Below are 23,790 nucleotides of genomic sequence, written 5' to 3' on the forward strand. Positions count from 1 at the left end.
GTCCATCCGACCGGTAATAAACCCTATTTTGTCCGCCAGAGGCGCGTTTATGTTACCTGATTGCGATAAAGCCATCGTCCTGCTGCATGAAATCTATGGCCTCAACGCGCATATTCAGCGAACCGCCGCGACCTGGAGAAGCCGCGGTTACGCTGTCTTTACGCCCGCGCTTTTTCCCCACTCTGCGCCTTTTGCTTATGACCAGCAGGACGAGGCCTGGCGCCACTTTTCCGATAACGTCGGATTTGATACCGCCGCCATTGTGTCGCTGCTGGCCGAGCTTAGAGCGAAATACGGCACGCTAATTCTTATCGGCTACAGCGTGGGCGCCACTTTAGCCTGGCTGGCCGCCAGGAGCGGGCTCTGCGACGCCGCGGTGTGCCATTATGGATCGCGGATCCGCCTGTACAGCGACGTTGCGCCCCCCTGCCCGACGCTTGTTATCATCGCCCGCGATGAACCGGCGTTCGATCCCCGCGTCATGCAAAACGAGCTGGAGAAAATTCCCTCCGTGACCTGCCGGATGTTCAATGCGCTGCACGGTTTTTGCGATGCCGACAGCCCGGCATGGGACGCGCGCCTCGCTCAGCAGGCAGACGAGGACACGCTGCGCTTTTTAACGCTTATTCAGCAAACACAGGAGGCCTAATGCATCAGGTATTTCACTGGATTAACGAACCCGCGACATGGTCGGAAGAGGACGGCGTACTCCGCGTAGTCACCGATGCGCAAACCGACTTCTGGCGCGAAACCTGGTACGGATTTGAGCGCTTCTCCGGCCATATCTACGCGACGGAGGCCGCAGCGGATTTCACCTTTCAGGTGCGGGTCCGCGCCGACTTCAGCACCCTGTATGACCAGGCGGGGATCCTGCTTATGCAGGACGCGCAACGCTGGCTCAAGGCCGGTATTGAGTACAATGACGGCGCGCCCGCTATCGGCAGCGTATTGACGCAGGGGAAATCAGACTGGGCGACCGGTGTTTTCCCGGGCGACCCCGGCGAATTTTGGCTGCGTCTGACCCGTCGGGGGGAAGCGCTGCGCCTGCAGTACTCTACGGATGGCCGTCAGTGGCCGCTGCTGCGGCTGTGCCCTTTTCCCAGCGGAGCGGTGAAGATCGGCGTCATGTGCTGCACGCCGCAGCGTAGCGGACTACGGGTTAATTTCCACGATATAGCGTTGCTGCCGCCAAACGAGAAAGATCTGCACGACCTGAGCTGAGTCGCCAGCTCGCGCACGGGCAAAATCGCGGAATAATCGCGATGAAGGTATGATTTTTAGCCCCCCGGCCTGCATGGCCTCCTCCTTGCTGCTAGATTGGCATCGACCTTCAGACCAACTATGAGGAGGAGCCATGTTTTCTTACATCATGCTCGGCACCAACGATCTGCCGCGCGCGCTGCGTTTTTACGACCCGCTGATGGCAATGCTGGGGCATCCCCAGAGCGGTCGGAGCGATGAAGGCGCATCGTGGGGGACATTCAGCGGAAACAGCACCATCGGACTGTGCGTTGGCAGACCGTTTAACCAGCAGCAGGCGACGACGGGTAACGGCGTGATGGTAGCGCTGAACGCTCGTTCAGTTGATCATATTCAGCAGCTGCATCAGCTGGCGCTGAACCTCGGGGGAACTGATGAAGGCGCCCCTGGACACCGTCCGCAGTACGGTGAGGGCTTCCACAGCGCCTACGTCAGAGATCCGGACGGCAATAAGCTGGCGTTTGTGTATTACGCAAACGCAGGCTAAGCCCGCAGAACGGGAGGTTAAGGCAGGGTTCGCGCATGGCGAAACCCTGCGCGTTGCTGAACATCGCGCAGGGCTCGTGCCGCCTGTTTCACCTTCGGCGCTCACCGGTCATTCACGGCGCGCCCACGAGAAAGGCATTTTGTTTCAGCCCGTTGCCGTACAGCAGCGGTCGTTTCTGACTCAGCCTTCAGTAAACATTCCCGACGTAAACGCCGCCCGCATCGCTTCGATTTCGCCCGCCTGCGTCGCGTTTAATGCCGCCAGCATATTGCAGGTAAAATCCACAAAGCCAACCCCATTGGCGGTCACCAGATTGCCGTCGCGAACCGAAGGCACGCTTCGGTAGCGCGCAGCGCCGCTGTAGGCGGAGCCCGCTCTGTTCTGCAGGTAGGCCAGCCCGTTCGAGGTGTGGTCGACATCATTGAGAAAGCCGTGCGCGCCGAGGAATGCCGAAGCATCGCATATCGCGCCAACCACGATCTGCCGGGCCTGCGCTTGCTCTACCAGCGGCACCACCCGCCGGGCCTCTTCTCCCCACCAGTTCATACCGCCCACCAACACCAGCGCGGCGTAATCATCGGGTATCGTCTCGAAGGTATAATCCGGCAGGCAACGGACCCCGCCAATGGACATCACCGGCCCCGCATCCGCGGCAACGGTCCTGACATCATACTGCGGCTCCCATATGCCAAACCCCCGGCGCAGCCCTGGCGCCAGCAGGGCAAACTCCCAGTCGGCATACTCCTCGATGAGCACAAACAACACTTCTTTACGCGTATCCATAAATCTCATTCACTCCCTGGTCAACGGAATTAGCCGTCGCGGCATCCGCCAAGCCCTTCGCTGTCGCGATCGATATTCTCGTCGTGCCGCCGCCACAAACTGTATAAATACACAGTAATGAAGGCAAGGTTAATTTTCCCCTTATGGCAATCCGCACTCATTTTTGCGAGCCTGCTCCCCGGATAGAACCACTATCCGGGGACATTGGCTATCGTCTTCTGCGATCCGGGCCTGCAGACAACGGAATGCGCCTGCGGGCGAGGAGAACCTCCCTGGTGATATAAAGCGTATATCCCTCCGGCCTCAGCCGGGGCGATCGCAACGCCTTCAGGGTGATGCCGCCGATATCTCCCGACGCAAGGCGCTTACGGACAGCGCTACCGCTAAGGCACAGCTGACTTCGCAGCACCGATAGCAGGCTGGTCTGAAAGGCTCGCGCGACGGTAACCTCCACTCTCACCTGAGAAGCGCGAACAAGGCTGATTCGCCAGCGCTCCTTGACCATGAATTCAGGCGATCCTGACGGCGACGCGCGATTACGCCGCAGCACCAGCAGATCGTGAGAATAAGCCTCGACGGCAGATTTATCGTTAGCGATAAGCCGCTCGTAGAGCTGCGGATTGATTTTGCTGATCGGTAAACGAGAGAACAGGCTGATGTTCCAGGTATACGCGCAGCGGACGCACTGATAGATACTCCAGACATCAAGCATCTTTTTTTGTGAATTGACCCGGAAGGCGCCGGATGGGGTGAAATCCTGCTGCCCATGACAGGCGGGGCAGCATTTGCTAATCAGCTGGTAGCCCACGGGGCTGACGTTCCATGTGACTTTCATGGTGAACCTTTTTTAACCTATACAAAAGCGGATCCGTCGATAACGGACCGTGATTTTTGCGATGTGAAAAATATTTAGAGGATACTTTTCAGTGGGTTAAAAAAAGATTTCCAACACGACTACCCTGTCTGACCGCCAATGAATGGGCCTAAGCGTAACAAAGCGGCTAAGGGTAAAGGCATGCATTAAATCAATAAATACAGAGAATTCATTCATAAACAGCATTGTTTACCTTCTGTTCACAAAACGAGAAGCGGCTCACTGATCAAACAAACCTAAACGTTTATGTTTTGTCTCATAAACGTTTAGGTTAAGGAAATAACCGTTTATATCACGGGTAATTTTCATAAATGCAGAGAGCGAAAAATGCGAAAAGCGACGATGCGGGACGTGAGTGAGGCGACGGGATTTTCAATGTTCACCGTCTCACGCGCGCTTAACGGTGGCGATGGCGTAGCTGATGATAGCCGGGAGCTGATTTTAAAAGTGGCGCGCGAGCTCGGCTACGTCCCTAACCGCGCGGCACAGGCGCTACGCCGTTCGAGCAGAGACTCGGTGGCGGTGATTACGGCTCATGCGTCGAACTCTTACTACCTCAACCTGATGTCCGGGATTCAGCAGATGCTGCAGCCTTCGCAGTGGACCGTGGTGCTTGGCGATATCGCGGTAAACGGGATCTACGACCGGGCGCAGGAAGATCGCATGATTAACCGCCTGATCGAATCGCGGATGGCCGGGATCATTTCGACGGTGACGCTCCAGCCGGAGAGCCTGAGCCTGCTGGCGAAATGGGATATCCCGGTGGTCTTTGTCGACTCTCCTCCCCGCGGCGAGCACAATTTTCCCAGCGTCACCACCGACAATTACCATGCCAGCCTGCTGGTGGGGAACCATCTGGCGCAGCACGGCTATAAAAACTGGCTGCTGCTGATCTACCCGGACCGCTGGACCACGCGTTTTGAACGCGAGCGCGGGATCCGCGAAGCCGCTGAGCAGTGCGGCGCCACGCTTGAAGTCCTGGAAACGGAGAACGACGCACAGTCGGCCTCTGAAAAACTGAGCCAATATCTGGCGCGCGGGGAAGCGCTGCCGGACGTGCTTATTGCCGGGAACAACCCTATTCTGCTGGGTTCGCTCAACCAGCTCCAGCAGCGCCAGATAGCCATTCCCGGCGATATGGCCCTTATTGCCTATGACGAATTCGACTGGGCGCCGCTGTTAAATCCACCGCTCACGGTGCTCAATGAAAACAGTGAAGAGATCGGCAGGCAGGCGGCAGAGATGCTGATTCGCTTAATTAATCAGGAAGGAAAAGGCGAAATAGAGACCCAACTTAAAGTTCCCGCCGCGCTGGTGATTCGCCAGTCCTGCGGCTGTAGAAAAGCCCATAACACTTAAAAAGACACGATTGAGATGGCTGCCCAGACGGCATTGTACGGGCCGACAGACATTGCTCTTGCGGTTCTGTCCTTCCAGCCAAAAAGCGGCTAACCCGAGCGAAACAATTTTGCCGCCACTCTTTCATCGTTTTAGCGTTTTAAATAACGGCTGAATTATTCAGTCGCGATTAAAAAACAACATCAGGGGATTATTTCTGAGGCATCCCCACACCTGGCCGTACCTCGTACCACAAGAAAATGAAAGGAGCAGAATATGACCAAACTTCGTAAAGCATGGCTGGCTATCGCGGTTGCCGCGGTAATCACCACCATGACAGGCTTGGCTCCCGCAGCCAGCGCCGCGCCGCAGGAAAGCAAAAAAATCGCCCGTATCGGATTAATGGTGCAGGACATGTCCAACCCGTTCTTCTCCGCGATGGAGAGGAACGCTAAGCAGGCTGCGGCTAAAATCGGCGCAACCCTTAATGTCCAGGATGCACAGGTCGATCTGGCAAACCAGAACACGCAGATTGACGCTTTTATTCAGCAGAAAGTGGATCTCATTATTATTTCCGCCGTCGATGAGTCCGGGATCGAACCGGCGATACAGCGGGCAAAAGCCGCCGGCATTATCGTTATCGCAGTCGATACCCCCGCTAAAGGCGCTGACGCGGCGATCATGACCAACGCCATTCAGGCCGGGGAGACCTCCTGCGAGTACCTGTTCAGCCAGATGGGCGGCAAAGGCAAAGTGCTGCTGGTCGATGGGACCCCAATTCAGACCATTATCGACCGCATTAAAGGCTGTAAAAACGTCGCGCAAAAATACCCGGATATCAAAATTGTCGGCCAGCAGGCATCGCGCAACGACCGCGCATCGGGCCTGATGGTCACCACCGATATGCTCACGGCCAACCCGGACGTCTCCGGTATTTTCGGTATGAACGATCCTTCGGCCCTTGGCGCGGTGCTGGCGGTTGAACAGGCGGGCAAAGCGGGCGCGATCAACGTTACCGGCGTCGACGGTAGCCCGGAGGCGGTTGAAGAACTCAAGCGCGGCGGCTCGCCTTTTATCGGCACCGCGACGCAAAACCCGGGAGAAATGGTTCGCCAGGCCATATCGCTTGCTCAGGATATGGTCGACGGTAAGCCGATCGCCTCCCGTACCGTTTTGATCCCGAGCGTACTGGTCACCCGCGATAACGTGGGTAGCTATCCGGGCTGGTAATCACATCGTCACTCTAAGCAGCAACAAACGGGATGACCCTCAGGTTCATCCCTGAGGGCAAAGACAATGGCCGACATATCATCACCTCCCTTACTCAGGCTGGAAGGGATTTCAAAACGCTACGGCGCGACGCTCGCGCTGAACAACGTACGCTTTGATTTATTCGCCGGAGAGGTCCATGCCCTGATGGGGGAAAACGGCGCGGGTAAATCCACGCTGATGAAAATCCTCTCCGGCAACGAGCAGCGCGATAGCGGCGTTATTTTTATCGATGGACAAGCGATTGATATTCGCACGCCCCGGGACGCGCGCAAATATGGTATCGCCATTATCCACCAGGAGCTGAACACGGTGCCGGATATGACGGTGGCGGAAAACCTGTTTCTCGGCCAGGAGCCCACCTCTTTCGCCGGTATTCTCGATCGCAAACGGATGCACCGGGAGGCCAAAGAGAAGCTGAATCGAATTAACGCGGATATCGACCCGCAGGCGCCGCTCGGGTCATTGAGCATCGGGCGTCAGCAAATGGTGGAGATCGCCCGCGCCGTCAGTGAAAACGCGAAAGTACTGGTGCTTGATGAGCCGACCGCCGCCCTGTCGCGGGCGGAGACTCTCCAGCTATACCGGCTGATCGCGCAGATGCGCCAGGACGGCGTCGGCATGGTCTACATCTCGCACCGCATGGAAGAGGTGTGGCAGTTGGCAAACCGGGTCACGGTGTTCCGCGACGGCACGTGGATCGGCACGGAAAACCTCGGCAACGTCTCAACCACCGATATCGTGCGCATGATGGTCGGCCGGCAAATCGTCGATCTCTATCAGCACGAGCCGCGTACGCCCGGCGACGTCCTGCTGGAAGTGCGGGATCTGGCAGGCAGTGCGACCGGCCCGGTCTCCTTTGAGGTCAGCGCGGGCGAAGTGGTGAGCATGTCCGGTCTGGTGGGCTCCGGGCGAACCGAAGTTGCCCGCCTGCTCTTCGGCGCCGATCCGCGCAGCCAGGGAAGCGTGCGCCTTGCCGGCAGGGAGAGCCAGCCGTCAGACCCCACCGCCGCTATTGCCGACGGTATTGGAATGGTGACCGAAGACCGTAAAACCCAGGGACTGTTTCTCGGTCATTCGGTTGAGCACAACATTGATATCAGTTCGCTGGATAACTTTGTCGCCGGCGGCGTGGTTAAACGCAAAACCATCCGCGCCGCCGTCCTTGAGCAGATGCGCAGGCTGCGGCTGCGGGAAAACGCGGTTGAACTGCCCGTCAGCGCCCTGTCCGGCGGAAATCAGCAGAAAGCGGCGCTGGCGCGCTGGCTGCTGCGCGATTCGAGGCTGCTTATCCTCGATGAACCGACCCGCGGCGTAGATATTGGCGCCAAAAGGGAAATTTACGAGCTGATAGACAGGCTCGCTCGCGCCGGCAAAGCCATCCTGGTGATCTCTTCCGATTTGCCGGAGGCCATCGGCATCAGCGACCGCGTGCTGGTCATGCGCGGCGGGCGAATCGTCCACCAGCTCCCCTCATGTTCAGCCACGGAAGAAGAAGTGATGCTGCACGCAACAGGAACCTTTACCAGTCAATCCGGAGAATGCCATGGACAACAATAAACCTGTGACGGAACTGCCGGTCAAAGCGCCGTTTGATTTTGCCAAATGGTGGGACCGGGTGGGGATCTTAATCGTCCTGCTGGTTTTGCTGATCCTCATGTCGACCTTCGCGCCAAACTTTAACCGCGTCGATAATCTGCTGAATATCGCCCGTTCGATTTCCGTCAACGCCATTCTGGCGGCGGGTATGACGTTCGTCATTTTAACCAGCGGTATCGATTTATCCGTCGGGTCGATCGTCGCCGTATCCGGCGTGGTCTCGGTGGTGGCGGCGATGGCCGGGATCCCCGCGCCGCTGGCGATTCTGGCCGGGGTTGGCGTTGGCGCGCTCTGCGGTCTGCTTAACGGCGTTCTCACCGCCTATCTCGCCCTCGCGCCGTTTATCGTCACCCTCGGGACAATGACCTTCCTGCGCGGTATGGCCTACACCATTACCGAAGGGCAGCCTATTGTTTCGAGTAGCCTTAGCTTCCGCGAGCTGGGCAACGGCTATCTTATCGGGATCCCCATCCCGGTCATTATCATGCTGGTGGTTTACCTGCTGGCGTGGTTCATTCTCGAACGCACCCGCTTTGGCCGTCACATTTACGCCGTCGGCGGCAACGCCCAGGCCGCACGCCTGGCCGGCGTACGGGTCAAACGCGTGCTGGCGGCGGTGTATATGATTGCCGGTGTCTGCGCGGGTCTGGCGGGCATTATCTTCGCCGCCAGGGTGATTTCCGCCCAGCCTACTGCCGGAACGGGATATGAGCTGGACGCCATTGCGGCCGTTGTCCTGGGAGGCACCAGCCTCGCCGGTGGCCGCGGGCGAATTATCGGCACCCTGATTGGCTCGATAATACTTGGCGTACTCAGTACCGGTCTGATTCTGCTCAGCGTGCCCTTTTTCACCCAACTCTTAATCAAAGGCATCGTCATCATCCTCGCCGTGGCGATTGACGGACTGAAGCAGCATCCGGAACTGTTTACCTTCTGGCGGAAAAAAGAGATCGCCCGTCCCCGCTAGCTTTCCCTGACGCGTTGTTTATCCGCCGCATCGGCGGCGGGTTTTCGTTTGCTTAAAATCTGATGGAGTACACGCCCATGACATACCACATTACCCTGACGGACCCGATGAATGGCCCCCGGGATCGCGAACCGATTACGTTTACCCTCCCGGAGAGGCTGGCGGAACCTCTGTGGTGGGCCATTACCGACGAGGACGAGCGGATCCTTTGCCAGCGCCTCGAGCATGAATCGTCGGTAAGCAGTACCGCTTTTATCGCGACGGTCAGCTTCAGCGGCACCCTTAAGATGCGGCTTGACCGGCCGCTCACGGCGGCTGAAGTCGATGACATATCCGGTATCCAGACGCTGCCCGGCCGGGAGAGCGACTGTTTTGCGCGCCTCAATACCGGCTGTTTCGATTTGGAAATGTGTCGGGGAACCGCTCAGGGCGTCGGTTCATCAAAATGGGGGCTGCGCCATTTCCGCGCTCTGCAGGACGGCGTCGAACTGCTTCCTTCGGGGAATAACGCCATCGGCGGTTTTTACGGTCCGTTCTTTACCCCGGAGAACGGACTGATTAACCCGCCGGAGCATACCGTCGTTGATATTGAGGTCGTTGAACAGGGTCCGGTCTATCATCACTACCGCATGCGCGGCGCGATCCCCGACGGGTTATTACCGGAGCTGCGCGGTAAGCGCTTCGCCATCGACTGGAAATTTAGCTGGAACACGCCGTGGTTTCAGCGGCGCTACTGGGTGGATGACTTTTCGACGGTGATCAACGGCCGTTCGGTGACCAACAAGATCACCGTCGGCGACGAATTTGAGAGCGGTCCGGGAAACCTGCTGTTCGACCGCTTCGCGGCCTACGGCGGCACCCGCTACCGCGCGGGCGACCCCTACGCCGAAGAGCTGGCGGCGATGGTGGCCAATACCGTCGCCACATCGGAAAATCAAAGCCCGAAATTTGCCGAATTCCGCGAACAGCTCACCGATATGGCTTCTGCCCACTGGGATCTCTACTGGCGGATGTTCTGTCGCTGGGAGCACGTGCTGGATGACGCGGAGATTCGCGAACGGCTGAGTCAGGTGCGCGCCCGCGCGCATCTTCGGGCCGATCTGACCGAGCGGGAATGGCTGTTGACCGATTCGCCGGTTAACGTTTCCGCCGTCGCGGATGAAACCATCTTCCCCGGGCCGGCCAGTAAAACCGTCGAGTATGATTCGGCTAGCGGCCGGGCGATGATCTGGTGGACCTCCCGCCCCTCCGGCGCGTTTCAGATAGTCCAGCGCCGCCAGTCCGGATGGGTTAACTGGGGCAGCAACGGCGAAAATGAGTGTCCGGAGCTCCCCGTCGGCGTCGAGATCAAGACCGCCTGCGGGATCTTCGCCGAAAACTGGATGCAGATCGCCGATCGGCTGGAAACCCCGCCGGTGGTCACGGTACGTAAAGGAGATAACTGATGATCCTCTGCTGCGGAGAAGCCCTCATCGACATGCTGCCCTGCCAGAGCCGCGAAAATGACCCCGCTTTTACTCCCTGCGTCGGCGGAGCGGCATTTAATACCGCCGTCGCCCTGGGCCGTCAGGGGATGGCGGTCAGTCTGTTTTCCGGTTTATCGGATGACTTTATGGGCGATATGCTGCGCCACACGCTTGACGCATCCGGCGTGGATTATTCGCCCTCAACCCGCGCGCCGCTGCCAACCACGCTGGCCTTCGTCAGGCTGGTAGGCGGTCAGGCCCGCTATACCTTTTACGATGAAAATAGCGCCGGCAGAATGCTGAGGGAAAGCGACCTGCCGGAACTCAGAGATGATGTCGCCGCCGTGTTGTTCGGCTGCATCAGCCTCATCGCGGAGCCGTGCGGCAGCGTTTATGAAACGCTGATGGCGCGAGAGGCGCCGCGCCGGGTGATGTACCTCGACCCCAATATCCGTGAAATTTTCATCGCGGATCGGCAGAAGCACCTGGCGCGCATGAGGCGCATGATTGCGCTGGCGGATATCGTCAAGCTTTCCGATGAAGACCTCGCGTGGTTTGCCGAACCCGGCGAAGAGCATGAGGTCATCCGCCGCTGGCTGGCGCTGGGACCAAAGCTTATTGTGGTTACCCGCGGGGCAGACGGCGCCGATGCCTGGACCGCAGATTTTCATCTTCACGTGCCCGCGATTCGCGTCGCGGTGGCCGATACCGTCGGCGCGGGAGATACGGTGAATGCCGGTATTCTCGCCAGCCTTTCGCAGGCCGGGCTTCTTGAAAAAGAGAAGCTAGTGACACTGTCACGTGAGCAGGTTCGCCGCGCGGTCGATCTGGGGATGCGCGCCGCCGCGGTGACGGTTTCCAGGCCAGGAGCTAACCCGCCCTGGGACCATGAACTCCGAAGTCAGCAGAGACCAGGCCTGTAAACAACGGAAAACCGGATGAGGGTCTGCAACCGCGCGTATCGACGGACCCTTATCATTAGCTTTTATGGATATGATTTAGGTCCCAATTATTGAATGAAAGCTAAACCAGCTTCATTTATTCATGGGTTATTGCCGACTAATCTATTAATATCAGGCAATTAGATCGGCATTCAATTTTTGCCCTTCTCGCTAATGGACATCAGGGACAGGAGGTCAATAATGAAAATGAATCAATGGTTTGTACGTTTGCGTAATACTCCCATTCCGCAGCGCAAGCTGCATCCGGCGAAATGGCTGACGCTGATCGCCTTTCTGCTGCTGCTGGCGCAGCTGGCGGTAGAGTCTTTGCTCTCGGTATAAGCACAATAAAAATGGGCTTTAGTGTCAAAGCGCGCCAGCACTAATAAGATTAAACTCAAATCTAATTCGTGATAAGCATCTCAGTTTATCAACAACGGCTAGACAGAAAGAACTCAGGCATGCTAGTAATTAATTCAAGCAAGGGAACGGATTTAAATTAAACGCCATTTAAACCCTACCCATAAGGCTGAAAAATTAATTGATAATGGTTTGGCTTACTGAACGATTATCAAAAGGGTAAGTGAATCGAAGGCCCTCAGAGACGAAAGTTTCTGAGGGCCTTTTTGTTTTTTTCTCTCACAGGAGTTAATCAATGTCTAAAGAACGTCGTCTCTCCCGAATTTTCGCAAAAGATGGTAAATCAGTCACGCTGGCGCTGGATGGCTACTATTTTTCCAGCAACACAAATGGTATTGATAATACGATAAAGCAGCTCCCGGTACTGGTCGAAAATGGCCTGGATTGCGCGCTGGTGACCTGGGGTATGTTGAAAAATTTTCGCGAAATTTTCAACAGCGTTCCCGTTGTATTACGCGTCGATAGCACAGTGAGTATTTTTGATAATACCGTTCCCGATACCACCCCTGTTTTTTCTATCGAAGATGCGCTGAAAGTGGCTGCTGATGGCGTGGTGTGCATGACCTTCCCCGGCGCGTTCAATGAAGAGAAAACGCATATCATGGCCATGCAGCTGGCGCAGGCGGCCGATCGCTGGAGCATGCCGCTGATAGTGGAATCTCTGCCCTATGGCTATCCCGTCACCAGCGACGACTCCAATAATCCGGCTATCATCGCCGCCTCGGCCCGCGTCGCCGTTGAGCTCGGCGCGGATGTCATCAAAACCCGCTTTACCGGTACCGAAGACGATAGACTCATCGTCGAAGCCGCCGGAGTGCCGGTGCTCGCGCTCGGCGGCCCTAAAACCGGCATCGACGGCTATTTTAAATTTGTTCATCACTGTATGCAGGTGGGAGCAAAAGGCGTGGCGGTGGGTCGCAATATTACGCAGGACCCACGGCCAGAAAAAGTAGTAGCAGGTCTGAATGCCATCATCCATGAAAATGCCACAGCGGAAGATGCTTACAGCCTCTACATGGTTTAAACATACGGGTATTAATATGCACTTAAATAACACCATCATTCCTTCCGTCAGAAAATATAAACATTTTGAGCAGGCGCTGTCTTGTTCATCAGAATACGTACTGTTATCCGAAGCGAATATCGGCAACTTACAGTCGCTGATTGGTAAATGTCATCAAAGCGGCAAAAAAGTACTTATTCACCTGGAGCTATTGGGCGGTTTTAAACCCGACCAGGCGGGGATTAGTCTGCTCAAAAATTACTACAAGGTTGATGGTGTTATTTCTTCCAATCTCTCGGCCCTACGCCATGCAAAAAAAGAGGGATTGTTAACTATCTTTCGGGTACTGCTGATCGACTCACGTTCGCTGGATCAGTCCATCGATATTGTTAAGCATAACCCGCCGGATGCCATTGAGATCTTACCTGCTGAATATGCCTGCCAGTGTCTGGAATTGATTAGCCGGAATTTAAAAGGCTTTGACGTGATATTCATCGCCGGAGGCTTTGTTAAGCGGAAATACCTTGTAGATAAAATATTCCATGCCGGATTTAAAGGAATTACCAGCAGCGAACCCGGATTATGGTAACTCATAAGGAGTCCACGCGAATGAAAGAACACTATGTCATGGGCATTGATAATGGCGGAACCGTTACAAAAGCGGCGATTTACGATCGAAGCGGCAACGTGGTCGCTATCGCGTCGCAGTCAACGCAAATGCTGACGCCAAAAGAATTTCATACCGAGCGCGATATCAACGAACTCTGGGCGGCTAACGTTGAAGTCATTAAAAAAGCCATCGCGCAGTCGGGTATCGACGCCAGCCAAATCAAAGGCGTGGCGGTAACCGGCCACGGCAACGGGCTGTATATGGTGGATGAAACCGGTGCCCCGGTGCGCAACGGAATTATCTCCACCGACAGCCGGGCTAAGGCCTGGGTTGAAAAGTGGTACCGCGAGCCGACGTTCGTTAGCGATATTTTGCCCAAAACCATGCAGTCTATCTGGGCCGGGCAGCCCGTCGCCCTCCTCGCCTGGCTAAAAGAGTACGAGCCGGAAACGCTGAACAAAGCGCGCTACATTTTCATGGTCAAAGATCTGATTCGTTTTTACCTGACCGGTGAAGCTTTTCTCGAACTTACCGATATCTCAGGAACCAACCTGATTAACGTTCGCGACCGCGACTATGACGCCTCGCTGCTGGCCTGGTGGGGGCTCGGCGATCTGCGCGACAAGCTTCCGCCGATTAAACGCTCCACCGATTGCTGCGGCTACATAACCGACGAGGTGGCGCAGCTGACCGGTTTGTGCGCCGGGACGCCGGTTTCCGGCGGCGTTTTTGATATCTCGGCTTCTTCCGTGGCTTCCGGGATCAATACGTTGGATAAGCTGGCTATTATTACCGGGACCTGGAGCATTAACGAATACGTGACCGACCATCCGGTTATTGACCAGGATCTGTTTATGACCTCGATCTATCCGATTGAGGGTAAATGGCTAATCACCGAGGCCAGCCCCACTTCCGCCAGCAATCTGGAGTGGTTTATCAATAACTTTATGGAGGGCGATCGCGCGGCCGCTTCCGCGCAAGGTATGTCCGTCTACGATCTGTGCAATGAGCTGGTTTCCACAACGACGCCCGCTGAGAGCCACCTGCTGTTCTTCCCGTTTGTCTTCGGCTCTAACACCATCCCGGATGCTTCTGCGGGGTTTATCGGCCTGAATAGTTTCCATAAAAAAGCGCATTTTCTGCGCGCTATCTATGAAGGCGTCGCCTTCAGCCACCTTTATCACACCGAACGTTTACGCAACATCAACCCACAGTTAAGCCGCACCATTCGGATTGCAGGCGGCGTCACCCACTCTCCGGTTTGGTTACAGGTATTTGCCGACATTTTTCAGTCCACGCTGGAAATTGTCGACGTGAAAGAGCACGGCACGCTCGGCACCGCGATGACCGCGGCGGTGATGGTTGGCTGGTTTGATGACGTTTTCGACGCCTCAAATGCAATGGTGCGCGTCTCGCGAACCGTCACGCCGAACCCCGACAACAACAAGGTCTATCAGGATAAGTATCAGCTCTACAAAAATCTGTTAGCGGAAATGCAGTCTCCGTGGAAAAGCTGCAGCAACTACATCACGCATTAAGCGAGGAAAGTATGGATCTGAATTTACACCACCGCACGGCTATTGTTACCGGAGGCGCTACGGGCCTCGGCAAAGAGTTTGTCCTTTCCCTCGCCAGAGAAGGAGTCAATATCTGCTTCACCTATATGCATGAAGACGAGCACCCTGAACTGCTGGTCGAAACGGTGAAAAGCACTACCAACGTCGAGATCGTTGCGGTGAAAACCGATCTTTCCGACGAGCAAAGCCGTGAGAATCTGTTCGCCACCTGTATCGACCGCCTGGGAAATGCCGATATTCTGGTCAATAACGCCGGGATCTGGCTGAGCGGCTACGTTACTGAAATTACCCCACAGGACTGGGATAAGGTGATGAACATCAACCTGAAGGCGGTATTCCACCTGAGCCAGCTGTTTGTAAACCACTGCCTGGCGAAAGATCGGGCCGGCAGCATTCTGAATATCACCTCTCAGGCGGCCTTTCACGGTTCGACCACCGGTCATGCTCATTACGCGGCCAGTAAAGCGGGCCTGGTGGCATTCGCCATTTCGCTGGCGCGCGAAGTGGCGAAACAGAAAATCAATGTCAACAACATCGCCGTCGGCATTATGGATACCGCGATGATCCGTAAAAACATTGAACAGAATCCTGACTATTACGTCAGCCGTATTCCGGTAGGCCGGGTGGCCCAGCCGCACGAAATTGCCGATATCGGCGTCTTCATGGTCTCTCCGAAAACCAGCTATATGACGGGAGCGACTCTGGATGTCACCGGCGGTATGTTGATGCGTTAACTTATGGAGAATGTCTATGAAATGTCTGGCAATTGCCGATCTTTTTATCAATGCAGCGATGATGGACGCGGGTCTGAACGCGCTGAAAGATAAAGGTATTGCAGTGGAAGTGCGCGAATGGTCGCACGAGTCGATTGAAAAACTGCAGGAGGATAATTTGCTGGTGGAACAGCAAGGTTCAGAGGCGCTGGCGCTGCCTGCCGCCCTGCTTCAGGGCGCTGAGGAGACGGAGATCCTGATAGTCCAGTTCGCCCCGGTTAACGCGGCGGTATTCGACAAGCTGCCAAAGCTTAAATACGTCGGCGTGCTGCGCGGCGGCATTGAAAACGTTAATCAGGCGGAGGCCAAAGCGCGCGGGATTGAAGTGATGAACACGCCGGGGCGTAATGCCCGCAGCGTGGCTGAGTTTACCGTCGGCATGATTCTGGCGGAGATGCGCAACATCGCCCGCTCGCACGATGCGCTGCGCGATAAGTTCTGGCGCAAAGAGAGCCCTAACCACCGGGCCATTCCTGAACTGGGCGGCAAAGTGGTAGGTCTGGTCGGGCTGGGGCATATCGCTCAGCTGGTGGCTGGCTTCCTGCGCGGTTTTGGCAGCGAGATTATCTTTTACGATAAGTACGTCGCTGGCCATGACAGCTATGAAAAGGTGGATTCTCTTGATGAGCTGGTTCGACGTGCGGATGTGATTTCGCTGCACGCCCGCTTGACGGCGGAAACCGAAAACCTGATCAACGCGCATCATTTCGACTTGATGAAGGAGAGCGCCATTATCGTCAACACGGCTCGCTCCGGCCTCATTAACGAAGCCGATCTGATTGCCGCGCTTCGGGCGGGTAAAATCATGGGCGCCGCCCTCGACACTTTTGATGATGAACCCCTGCCGGACGATAGCGCGTTTTATTCGCTGAATAACGTCACGATAACGCCGCATATCGCCGGCAGTACTATTGATGCCTTCAGCAATTCACCGAAGCTTTTTTCTGAGATCTTGCTGAAAAAAATCGGTTAACGATTAAAAGAGCCAGTTACGCTTTTATCGGGCCCATTGGGCACGGGTTCGCTCGCGCCCAATTCGGCCGCCTTTTAAGGAAATATTATGGATATTATCAACAGCATTATTAGTCTGGGGGCATCAGTAATGATGCCAGTAATATTCTTTATTATCGCACTGTGCTTTGGCGTAAAAGTGGGCACCGCATTTAAAGCCGGGATGCTGGTGGGGATCGGTTTTGAAGGGGTGGGTCTGGTGATCGGTCTGCTGTTGACCAACCTTGGCCCGGCGTCGCAGGCCATGGTCGAGCGTATCGGTTTGCACCTGACGGTGGTGGATACCGGCTGGCCGACCGCCTCGACTATCGGCTGGGGTTCGCCGCTGATGCTGCCGGTGGTGGTGGGGTTTATCGTTATCAATATCGCCATGCTGCTGCTGAAATTAACCAAAACGGTAAATATTGATATATTTAACTACTGGATTTTCCTGATTATGGGTTCGGTGGTGTATGCCGGAACCGGTAACTACTGGCTCTCCGTCGGTATCACCTTCGGTATATTTATCTTAACCCTGCTGGCGGCGGATTTAACCGCTCCCTATTTACAAAAAAACTATAATCTCCAGGGGATTTCGTTTCCCCATCTTACCTGTATAACCTACGTCCCCTTTGGGATTGCCTGTAACTACATTATTGATAAGATCCCGCTGATCAATAAAATTAATTTCGACCCGGAAAGTATTAATAAAAAATTCGGCGTCTTTGGTGAACCGCTGACTCTGGGCTTCGTGCTGGGACTGCTGCTGGCCTTCCTTGCGGGATACGACGTTTCCGCTGCGGTCTCGCTGGCGATTAAAGTTTCCGCCGCCATGCTGCTGCTGCCGAAAATGATCGAAATTTTGGTTCAGGGCCTGCTGATCGTGCGCGACGCCGCCGAAGCGAAGCTGAAGGCTAAGTTTCCTGACCGCGACTTCTATATCGGCATGGATACCGCGCTGCTTATAGGCGAACCCTCGGTGCTGGCGACCGGACTGCTGTTGATCCCCATGGCGGTGGTTCTGGCGATTATTCTGCCGGGCAACCGCGTGCTGCCGTTTGTCGATCTGGCCTCACTGATGTTCCTGCTGGCAATGGTAACGCCGTTTTGCAAGCGCAACATGTTTCGCATGTTCATTACCGGCACCCTGGTGGTCAGTTGTATTTTGTACGTTGGGACGGATATTTCGCACGAGTATACCCAGGCCGCGGTCAACTCTCATATTCCGGTACCGGAAGGCATGTCTGAAATTACCAATATCGTTGGCGGAGCAACCACGCCGGTTGGCTGGCTGGCGCTAAAATTCGGCGAGTTTTTCAGTACCGCGCCATAAATCGCCCTTCTCACTCTACCCGGCGCGGAAAACGGCGTCGGGCTTTTTCGCCCCGCCCGCCATTAAAAATGCCTGCCAGGAGGGTAAGCTGGCAGGCATGGCACAATGGACGTCTGTGCTTAGAACTGGTAGGTCATACCCACGGCAACGATGTTGTCGGTACTGATTTTGGCATCGTTGGTGAATTTCGTCTCATCCAGCAGGTTGATTTTGTAGTCCACATAGGTAGACATGTTTTTATTGAAGTAGTAAGTCGCGCCGACATCAAGGTATTCAACCAGATCCTGGTCGCCGTAGCGGCCCAGATCTTTGCCTTTCGATTTCAGGTAGGCGATGGACGGACGCAGACCAAAATCGAACTGATACTGGGCCACGACTTCAAAGTTCTGCGCGGTATTGGCGATATAGCCGCTACCGAACTTCGTCATATTGCGGGTTTCAGCATAGGTGGTCGCCAGGTAGAGGTTGTTGGCGTCATACTTCAGACCGGCCGCCCATACTTCCGCTTTCTCGCCGCGGGCGTATGCGTTCGGATTGTCGCGACCCGCTTTAACCTGCGCATCGGTACGATCGGACGCCGCGTAGGCTGCACCTGCGGCAAAACCTTCGTACTCATAGGTAGAGGCCAGACCCCAGCCATCGCCATGCTGTTTCGCCAAATCGCGACCGTTGCCCTCTTCTTTACCCTGATACTGTACGGCGATATTCAGACCATCAACCAGCCCGAAGAAACCGTTGTTACGGTAGGTAGCAACGCCGGTGGTACGCGCGGTGGCGAAGACGTCAGTTTGCGTCCAGGTATCGCCGCCGAACTCCGGCAGCATATCGGTCCAGGCGCCGATGTCATAGGCGACACCATAGTTACGCCCGTAGTCCAGTGAACCATATTCGCCGAACTTCAGGCCAGCGAAGGCGAGACGCGTTTTGTCGCCGGAATTGTCGCCTTCAACGTTATTGGCGCTGAAGTTATATTCCCACTGGCCGTAGCCGGTCAGCTGGTCATTGATCTGCGTTTCACCTTTGAAGCCCAGACGCGCATAGGTCTGATCGCCATCTTCAGACTTATCGCTGGAGAAGTAATGCAGGCCGGTCACTTTCCCGTAGAGGTCGAGTTTGTTTCCGTCCTTGTTATACACCTCTGCTGCCTGCACGGTTCCTGCAGCAAGAAGTGTAGAGACGGCCACTGTAAGTAATTTTAATTTCATATTATTTCGCCCCTAACTATTAATAAAATATCAAATCTCAGATGCCTTCTGAGCGAACCTATTATGCGATAATTCGCAAAGAGACTTAAAATTAAAAGTTCCTGGTTTTTATGCCAATTCCGATAATTGTGACGGCGTCAGGGGTTGTTAATTGACCTTGATCAATTAATTTTACCGCTGACCTGTAATTATTCTGAATAAGATCCGTTGCAACCGGTTAAACCAGAAGATTTAACTAAAGGAGGCGATTTTCTATAAGTAAATTCTAATGATAAGATAAATTAAAGATTGTATTTTGTTAAATGACAGCAAAATCATATAGTTATAATTTTAATATCAATGCGAACATTCTCATCCATAAACAGATTCATTCTCCATAACTCCCTCTATAAGGTATATTCAGACTTTTCTTCTTAAAATAAAACCTGGTGTTATGGGTACCCTCTACGTTATTTTGATTTCTTGACAAAACTCATGGAAATTATAGCACTGCGGTTTAAGGTTTGTTTAATCTTTTTGTGAAAGGGATAGTCACGACAGTTTTTTCAAGGGATGGGGAAGTGATGAATAAATATAGTTCTGGAAGAGTCCAAAGGATTATGCCTATCGGAATGCGATGGAGGCGAATATGTTAAGGCCGATGACGGCGGGACGAAGGCTGGGCGGGAGTCGCCAGCCGACATCGCCAGAGAGGTGAAAAGACGGCTAAACGGCTGAGTTTGATTCAAACCATCGATCAGATAAGCAAATGAAGCCCTGGAGAGTGGTTATCCCTCTTCACCGGTTCCGGGTAATGATATGAGACACGTTGGCTCAACGTGTCCATCCTGAAAAGCGCCGCAGGCGGAAAAATAAAATGAAAGTGCACAGATAACGGTAACGTGCGGCAATTACTCCGGCATGAATTTATCGATCAGCGAAAAAGCGTGTAAATAATTAGACAGCGCCAGTAGCGCATGAAATGAATGAAAGCCAAACTTTTCAATTATTTTTCTTTTATTGCAGCTATAAGCCTTCGGTGAAATGCCGAGCAGTTCCGGATAATCCTTTGCCAGCACGTTAAACTTCATTACAAAAATATACTGAAACTCTCGCTCTGTTAAAGTGATATCTTCCCCCACCGGGATCCCGTCAGTTACCCTGTCGATGATATTGGCGATATGCGCGGTGCGCCTCTTATTTATCAAACAAACAATATTATCTTCGACCTTAAAGCAAACAAAATTCTTTTTCATTTCAAAGCTGTTAATCAGAAAATGAAACTGCGCGCGCCTGCTGGTTGGGTACCTTGTTAAGCACAAATCGACCAGATTCGCCTGCTTCGCCGCTTTTACGTCATTTATTTTCAGCCGCATGGCTTTTTTAAAAAAATGATTGTGGCTGACAATCGTCACCATTCCTTTCCCTCACGAAAGCCGAATAATCCTTATAAAAAGGCGAAAATACGCGCCATGGGGATTTACCCATGAGTGAAGTGGGTGAATTATAAGTTTGTTTAATATTTATTGTCCAGACGCGCGCTTTTCAGAAAAATCCCGCAATAACCGCGCTGATTAATTTTGCGTCAGCCCGCGCAGGGCGATCCAATCAATCATTATTTTAAGAATTTTCTCATTAGACATCGGAATAAGCGCAATAAGCAGAATAATACACTGATATTTTATGTAAATTCGATTGATTAAATCAAATAAATATATTTATCGAAATATTATTCCACATTAACAAGACTACCCGCGAAGGAACGTAAAGCGTTTATTCATTTTACCAATGTTTATTTGCCATTCGTTTAAGTCTGCGCCGGGTGATGACACGGCGCGAAGAAGTTTACGCCCGGTTTCTGGCAAGCAGGATAATGATAAACAATCCGCCGATTCCGGCCGTAATGATCCCAATCGGCAGCTCCTGCGGGGCCAACAGCGTCCTGCTGACAATGTCGCCGCCGCACAGGAGCACGGCCCCCCACAGGCCGCATAAAGGAAGCAGCAACAGATGTTTGACGCCGGAAAAGTAGCGGCACATATGCGGCACCATCAGGCCGATAAAACCAATCACTCCGGTTAAAGCCACCAGCAGCGAGGTGGCCAGCGCGCAGCAGAAAAAAACCTCTATTCTCAGGCGGCCAACGTTAATACCCAGCGACTGCGCGGTCTGCTCGCCGGCCAGTAAGCCATCCAGCGAGCGCCAGCGTAACAGTACGAACGCGCCGAGAAACAGCAGACTGAATACGGCATACGGTAAATTATCCCAGCGCGCCAGACCGAGCCCTCCCAACGACCAGAACAGTACCGAACTGGCGGCCCGCTGATCGCCGGAGAAAATCAGATAGCTGGTCAGCGCGCCGAATAAAAAGGAGATCGCCAACCCGCAAATCACTAAGTGTTCGGCGCCGCGCTGCTTTTTAAAATGAAACAGCAGCATCACCGCCACCGCCGAGCAGAGGCCGCCAACGAATGCCGATACCGGCAGCGTCAGCGCGCCAAGCCGCTCGCCGAATCGGGTAATCACCAGCACCGCGCCCGCCGATGCGCCGGAGGAGAGACCAAATAAAAAAGGATCGGCCAGATCGTTGCGCGTGGTGGTCTGTAAAAGGCCGCCCACGATGGCCAACACGGCGCCCGCCAGCACCGAGAGCAGCGTTCTCGGCACGCGTAAATCAATGACAATACGCCCGATCATCTCCGATACCGGCACATCCAGCAGCCGCAAGGCTCCAAGAACCTGGGCTAGCGATAACGGTACGCTCCCTTTGGCAACGCTGAGCAGCATCAAACCGGCTAACAGCGGCAGCGCGCCCCACATTGCCCAGCAGTAACGAAATTGAGTGCCCCTCATTGGTTAGCCGCTGGATACAGCGCATGAGCCAGCTTTTCCGCCGCGTTGATATTCGCCGGGCCGGGCGTCAATTCAGCATACTGCAGCTTCAGGTAGCGCTGCTGCTTCACCGCCGGTGTCTGCTTCATTAACGGATGATTTTCGAGGAAACGGCGCAGCGAATCAGCGCCGCTGCCGGTCTGATAATCGAGAAGAATAATAAAGTCAGGCTCCGCCGTCGCCACGCTCTCCCAGGAGGTGGTTCCCCAGCTCATCTCCAGGCCGTCCATCACGTTTTTCCCTCCGGCCGCTTCAATAATCGCGGTCGGCATGGCGTACCGCCCGCTGGTAAAGGGCTTATCTTCGCCAGAGTCATAGACAAACACTTTCAATGGCTGTACGCCCCGCGGCGGCTTAGGCAACGCGTTCAGCGCTTTCTTCCAGCCGTCAACCAGCGTCTGGGCCTCATGCCGCTTGCCAAAAATTTTGCCCAGCGTCAGCTCATCGTTGTACAGCAGGTCCATACTCGCTTTACGTTTATGCTCCGCGGTAAAGACGCAGCTCTCGCTCAGCACAAAGGTTTTGATGCCGTATTTATCGAGCACGGAAGGCGTGACCTCGCCGCCGACCTTCATGCCGTAATTCCAGCCTGCGAAAAAGAAATCAGGATTCACCGCCAGCAGCGTTTCCAGAGAGGGATATTTTGGCGCCAGCTCGGGAATGGCTCCCATCTGGTGTTTAAATTCCGGGGTCATTTTGTACCACCCGGTAATGCCGGTTAAGCCCACGATGCGGTCCTGCAACCCGAGAGCAAAAGCCATTTCAGACATATTCAGGTCGTGTATAACCGCCCTTTTCGGCGCCTGGGTGAAGGTCACCGGCGTTCCGCAGCTCTCAATAGTGACGGGGAAATCAGCCGCGCTCGCCGCTGAAATGGAAAGAACCGCCATCATGCCTGCAAACCCTTTTTTCATGCTTCGTTATCCTTCAATAATGTATTACGCATAGCCCGGAACCTCGAAAATCCGCAGCGCCTTCCCCGTTTCGGGATGCGGTACGGTAAAGCTGGTCAAGCCAAAGACCGGGTAAAGCCGTTCTGAAACCAGTACGCGCTCCGGCACGTCCCAGGCCAGGGCGCGCCCTTGCGATAAAAGCAAAACCCGGTCGGCAAAGGACTCAATCAGGGAAAGATCGTGCAGTACCGCAACGACCGTGATCCCCAGGCTTTTCACTAATGCCAGCAGTTCCACCCTGGCCTGCGGATCGAGGTGGTTGGTCGGTTCATCCAGCAGCACCAGTTTTGGCGACTGGGCCAGCACCCGCGCCAGCGCCGCCCGCTGTCGCTCGCCGCCGGATAACGCGGAGAGCGAGCGCGTGCGCAGCTTCTGCAATCCCGTATCGTTAATCGCCCGGGTTACGATGCTTTCATGTTCGCGCCGTGACATATCCCGGGCGTGGGGAATACGTCCAAGAGCGACATAATCCTCAAGCGCCAGACGCATATCGGGGGCGTCGTTCTGCGCCAGTACCGCTATCTGCCGGGCCCGCTGCTGCCGGGTTAATGCGGAGACGGAGCGGCCATATAAGCGAACGTCGCCCTCCCGCACCGTCAGTTCATGATCTATCGCGCGCAATAAAGAGGTTTTTCCGCTGCCGTTCGGGCCAATGACCGCCAGGCACTCCCCTTTACCGGCACTAAAATGAATGTCGGCGAGAATGTCCCCGCCGCCGGGACGCGGCAACGATGCGATACTGACGCTAAGCACCGGGACATTGGTCGTACCACCCTTTGTCAAACTCTCCTCCATTAGCCGTTCTCCCTTGCTCTTAAGCGCGGATTAGCGAAACGCACTCTCTTGTTCATTTTCACCTCAGAAAATAGATGATAATCATTATCATTTAAAAAGAAAGGTGAATAGTCACATATTTTATAATGCTTTAATTGTTATATTATAACATAACAATTATTAACGATGATTTGCAACTGCTCTTCGGGGCTGGCCAAAGCCAAGCGCCGAAACATGGGGAGTTGTGCTCAGCACGGCGCTGTGGTGTATTGCTGCAACCTTCAACGGATTTGCACA

23 protein-coding genes are annotated in these 23,790 nt (G+C 54.6%); 16 read left to right on the forward strand and 7 right to left on the reverse strand.

Features of this window, described 5'->3' with window-relative positions:
* Nucleotides 1-49: 49 nt before the first annotated feature.
* From BWI76_RS14825 to BWI76_RS14835, 3 genes are all read left to right on the forward strand, one after another.
* Nucleotides 50-649, forward strand: a complete 600-nt coding sequence (locus BWI76_RS14825; protein ID WP_004136362.1) for a dienelactone hydrolase family protein — start codon at nt 50-52, stop codon at nt 647-649.
* A complete protein-coding gene (locus tag BWI76_RS14830; protein WP_004136360.1) occupies nt 649-1,221 on the forward strand; it encodes a DUF1349 domain-containing protein in 573 nt (190 codons plus the stop codon). Before BWI76_RS14825 ends, BWI76_RS14830 begins: the two co-directional genes overlap by 1 nt.
* Nucleotides 1,222-1,354: 133 nt before the next feature.
* Nucleotides 1,355-1,747, forward strand: a complete 393-nt coding sequence (locus BWI76_RS14835; RefSeq protein WP_004136358.1) for a VOC family protein — start codon at nt 1,355-1,357, stop codon at nt 1,745-1,747.
* A 180-nt stretch (nt 1,748-1,927) separates the two neighbouring features.
* On the opposite strand, the gene BWI76_RS14840 is transcribed toward BWI76_RS14835, so the two are convergent.
* Both BWI76_RS14840 and BWI76_RS14845 read right to left on the reverse strand, forming a co-directional pair.
* Entirely contained in the window at nt 1,928-2,530 is a 603-nt protein-coding gene (locus tag BWI76_RS14840) for a DJ-1/PfpI family protein (RefSeq protein WP_004136356.1), read from the reverse strand.
* 208 nt (nt 2,531-2,738) lie between these two features.
* Complete coding sequence (locus BWI76_RS14845; RefSeq protein ID WP_064371774.1) at nt 2,739-3,365, reverse strand: DUF1062 domain-containing protein; 627 nt, start codon at nt 3,363-3,365, stop codon at nt 2,739-2,741.
* 366 nt (nt 3,366-3,731) lie between these two features.
* Here BWI76_RS14845 and BWI76_RS14850 point away from each other — a divergent pair, with 366 nt between their 5' ends.
* The 13 genes from BWI76_RS14850 to BWI76_RS14905 all read left to right on the forward strand — a co-directional run bounded on the left by BWI76_RS14850 (nt 3,732) and on the right by BWI76_RS14905 (nt 17,690).
* Nucleotides 3,732-4,763 carry a LacI family DNA-binding transcriptional regulator gene (locus tag BWI76_RS14850; protein WP_024358115.1) on the forward strand — a complete coding sequence of 344 codons (1,032 nt, stop codon included), beginning with the start codon at nt 3,732-3,734 and terminating at the stop codon, nt 4,761-4,763.
* A gap of 255 nt (nt 4,764-5,018) precedes the next feature.
* A complete protein-coding gene (locus BWI76_RS14855; RefSeq protein ID WP_004136350.1) occupies nt 5,019-5,972 on the forward strand; it encodes an ABC transporter substrate-binding protein in 954 nt (317 codons plus the stop codon).
* Between the two features lie 66 nt (nt 5,973-6,038).
* Nucleotides 6,039-7,571, forward strand: a complete 1,533-nt coding sequence (locus BWI76_RS14860) for a sugar ABC transporter ATP-binding protein (RefSeq protein ID WP_004136348.1) — start codon at nt 6,039-6,041, stop codon at nt 7,569-7,571.
* Nucleotides 7,558-8,577, forward strand: a complete 1,020-nt coding sequence (locus BWI76_RS14865) for an ABC transporter permease subunit (RefSeq protein ID WP_004120114.1) — start codon at nt 7,558-7,560, stop codon at nt 8,575-8,577. Before BWI76_RS14860 ends, BWI76_RS14865 begins: the two co-directional genes overlap by 14 nt.
* Before the next feature lie 77 nt (nt 8,578-8,654).
* Nucleotides 8,655-10,022, forward strand: coding sequence for a hypothetical protein (locus tag BWI76_RS14870; protein ID WP_004136346.1), 1,368 nt, complete (start codon nt 8,655-8,657; stop codon nt 10,020-10,022).
* Nucleotides 10,022-10,966, forward strand: a complete 945-nt coding sequence (locus tag BWI76_RS14875; protein WP_004136344.1) for a carbohydrate kinase family protein — start codon at nt 10,022-10,024, stop codon at nt 10,964-10,966. Before BWI76_RS14870 ends, BWI76_RS14875 begins: the two co-directional genes overlap by 1 nt.
* A 219-nt stretch (nt 10,967-11,185) precedes the next feature.
* Entirely contained in the window at nt 11,186-11,326 is a 141-nt protein-coding gene (locus BWI76_RS28335) for a hypothetical protein (protein ID WP_165775014.1), read from the forward strand.
* Between the two features lie 313 nt (nt 11,327-11,639).
* Entirely contained in the window at nt 11,640-12,428 is a 789-nt protein-coding gene (locus BWI76_RS14880; RefSeq protein ID WP_004136342.1) for a class I fructose-bisphosphate aldolase, read from the forward strand.
* A 16-nt stretch (nt 12,429-12,444) separates the two neighbouring features.
* Complete coding sequence (locus tag BWI76_RS14885; RefSeq protein ID WP_004136340.1) at nt 12,445-12,996, forward strand: glycerol-3-phosphate responsive antiterminator; 552 nt, start codon at nt 12,445-12,447, stop codon at nt 12,994-12,996.
* A gap of 20 nt (nt 12,997-13,016) precedes the next feature.
* A complete protein-coding gene (locus BWI76_RS14890; RefSeq protein WP_004136338.1) occupies nt 13,017-14,555 on the forward strand; it encodes an FGGY-family carbohydrate kinase in 1,539 nt (512 codons plus the stop codon).
* A gap of 11 nt (nt 14,556-14,566) precedes the next feature.
* Nucleotides 14,567-15,328 (forward strand): SDR family NAD(P)-dependent oxidoreductase, encoded by a 762-nt coding sequence (locus BWI76_RS14895; RefSeq protein ID WP_024358109.1) that lies wholly within the window; start codon nt 14,567-14,569, stop codon nt 15,326-15,328.
* Nucleotides 15,329-15,344: 16 nt separating this feature from the next.
* Nucleotides 15,345-16,340 carry a 2-hydroxyacid dehydrogenase gene (locus BWI76_RS14900; RefSeq protein ID WP_004136336.1) on the forward strand — a complete coding sequence of 332 codons (996 nt, stop codon included), beginning with the start codon at nt 15,345-15,347 and terminating at the stop codon, nt 16,338-16,340.
* A gap of 87 nt (nt 16,341-16,427) precedes the next feature.
* The gene (locus tag BWI76_RS14905; protein WP_004136334.1) at nt 16,428-17,690 is read left to right on the forward strand and encodes a PTS galactitol transporter subunit IIC; all 1,263 of its coding nucleotides are present in this window, start codon (nt 16,428-16,430) and stop codon (nt 17,688-17,690) included.
* Between the two features lie 119 nt (nt 17,691-17,809).
* Here BWI76_RS14905 and ompC read toward each other — a convergent pair whose 3' ends face one another.
* The 5 genes from ompC to BWI76_RS14930 form a co-directional block, all read right to left on the reverse strand.
* A complete protein-coding gene (gene ompC / locus BWI76_RS14910; RefSeq protein WP_004136332.1) occupies nt 17,810-18,895 on the reverse strand; it encodes a porin OmpC in 1,086 nt (361 codons plus the stop codon).
* Nucleotides 18,896-19,785: 890 nt separating this feature from the next.
* Nucleotides 19,786-20,292 (reverse strand): hypothetical protein, encoded by a 507-nt coding sequence (locus tag BWI76_RS14915; RefSeq protein ID WP_004136330.1) that lies wholly within the window; start codon nt 20,290-20,292, stop codon nt 19,786-19,788.
* Between the two features lie 427 nt (nt 20,293-20,719).
* Nucleotides 20,720-21,727, reverse strand: a complete 1,008-nt coding sequence (locus tag BWI76_RS14920) for a FecCD family ABC transporter permease (protein WP_064371775.1) — start codon at nt 21,725-21,727, stop codon at nt 20,720-20,722.
* The gene (locus BWI76_RS14925; RefSeq protein ID WP_024358106.1) at nt 21,724-22,680 is read right to left on the reverse strand and encodes an ABC transporter substrate-binding protein; all 957 of its coding nucleotides are present in this window, start codon (nt 22,678-22,680) and stop codon (nt 21,724-21,726) included. Before BWI76_RS14925 ends, BWI76_RS14920 begins: the two co-directional genes overlap by 4 nt.
* 24 nt (nt 22,681-22,704) lie before the next feature.
* The gene (locus tag BWI76_RS14930; RefSeq protein ID WP_004136324.1) at nt 22,705-23,514 is read right to left on the reverse strand and encodes an ABC transporter ATP-binding protein; all 810 of its coding nucleotides are present in this window, start codon (nt 23,512-23,514) and stop codon (nt 22,705-22,707) included.
* Between the last annotated feature and the right edge of the window lie 276 nt (nt 23,515-23,790).

Origin of the sequence: Klebsiella sp. M5al, from assembly GCF_002090195.1 — a bacterium.
In the GTDB taxonomy this organism is placed as follows: domain Bacteria; phylum Pseudomonadota; class Gammaproteobacteria; order Enterobacterales; family Enterobacteriaceae; genus Klebsiella; species Klebsiella grimontii.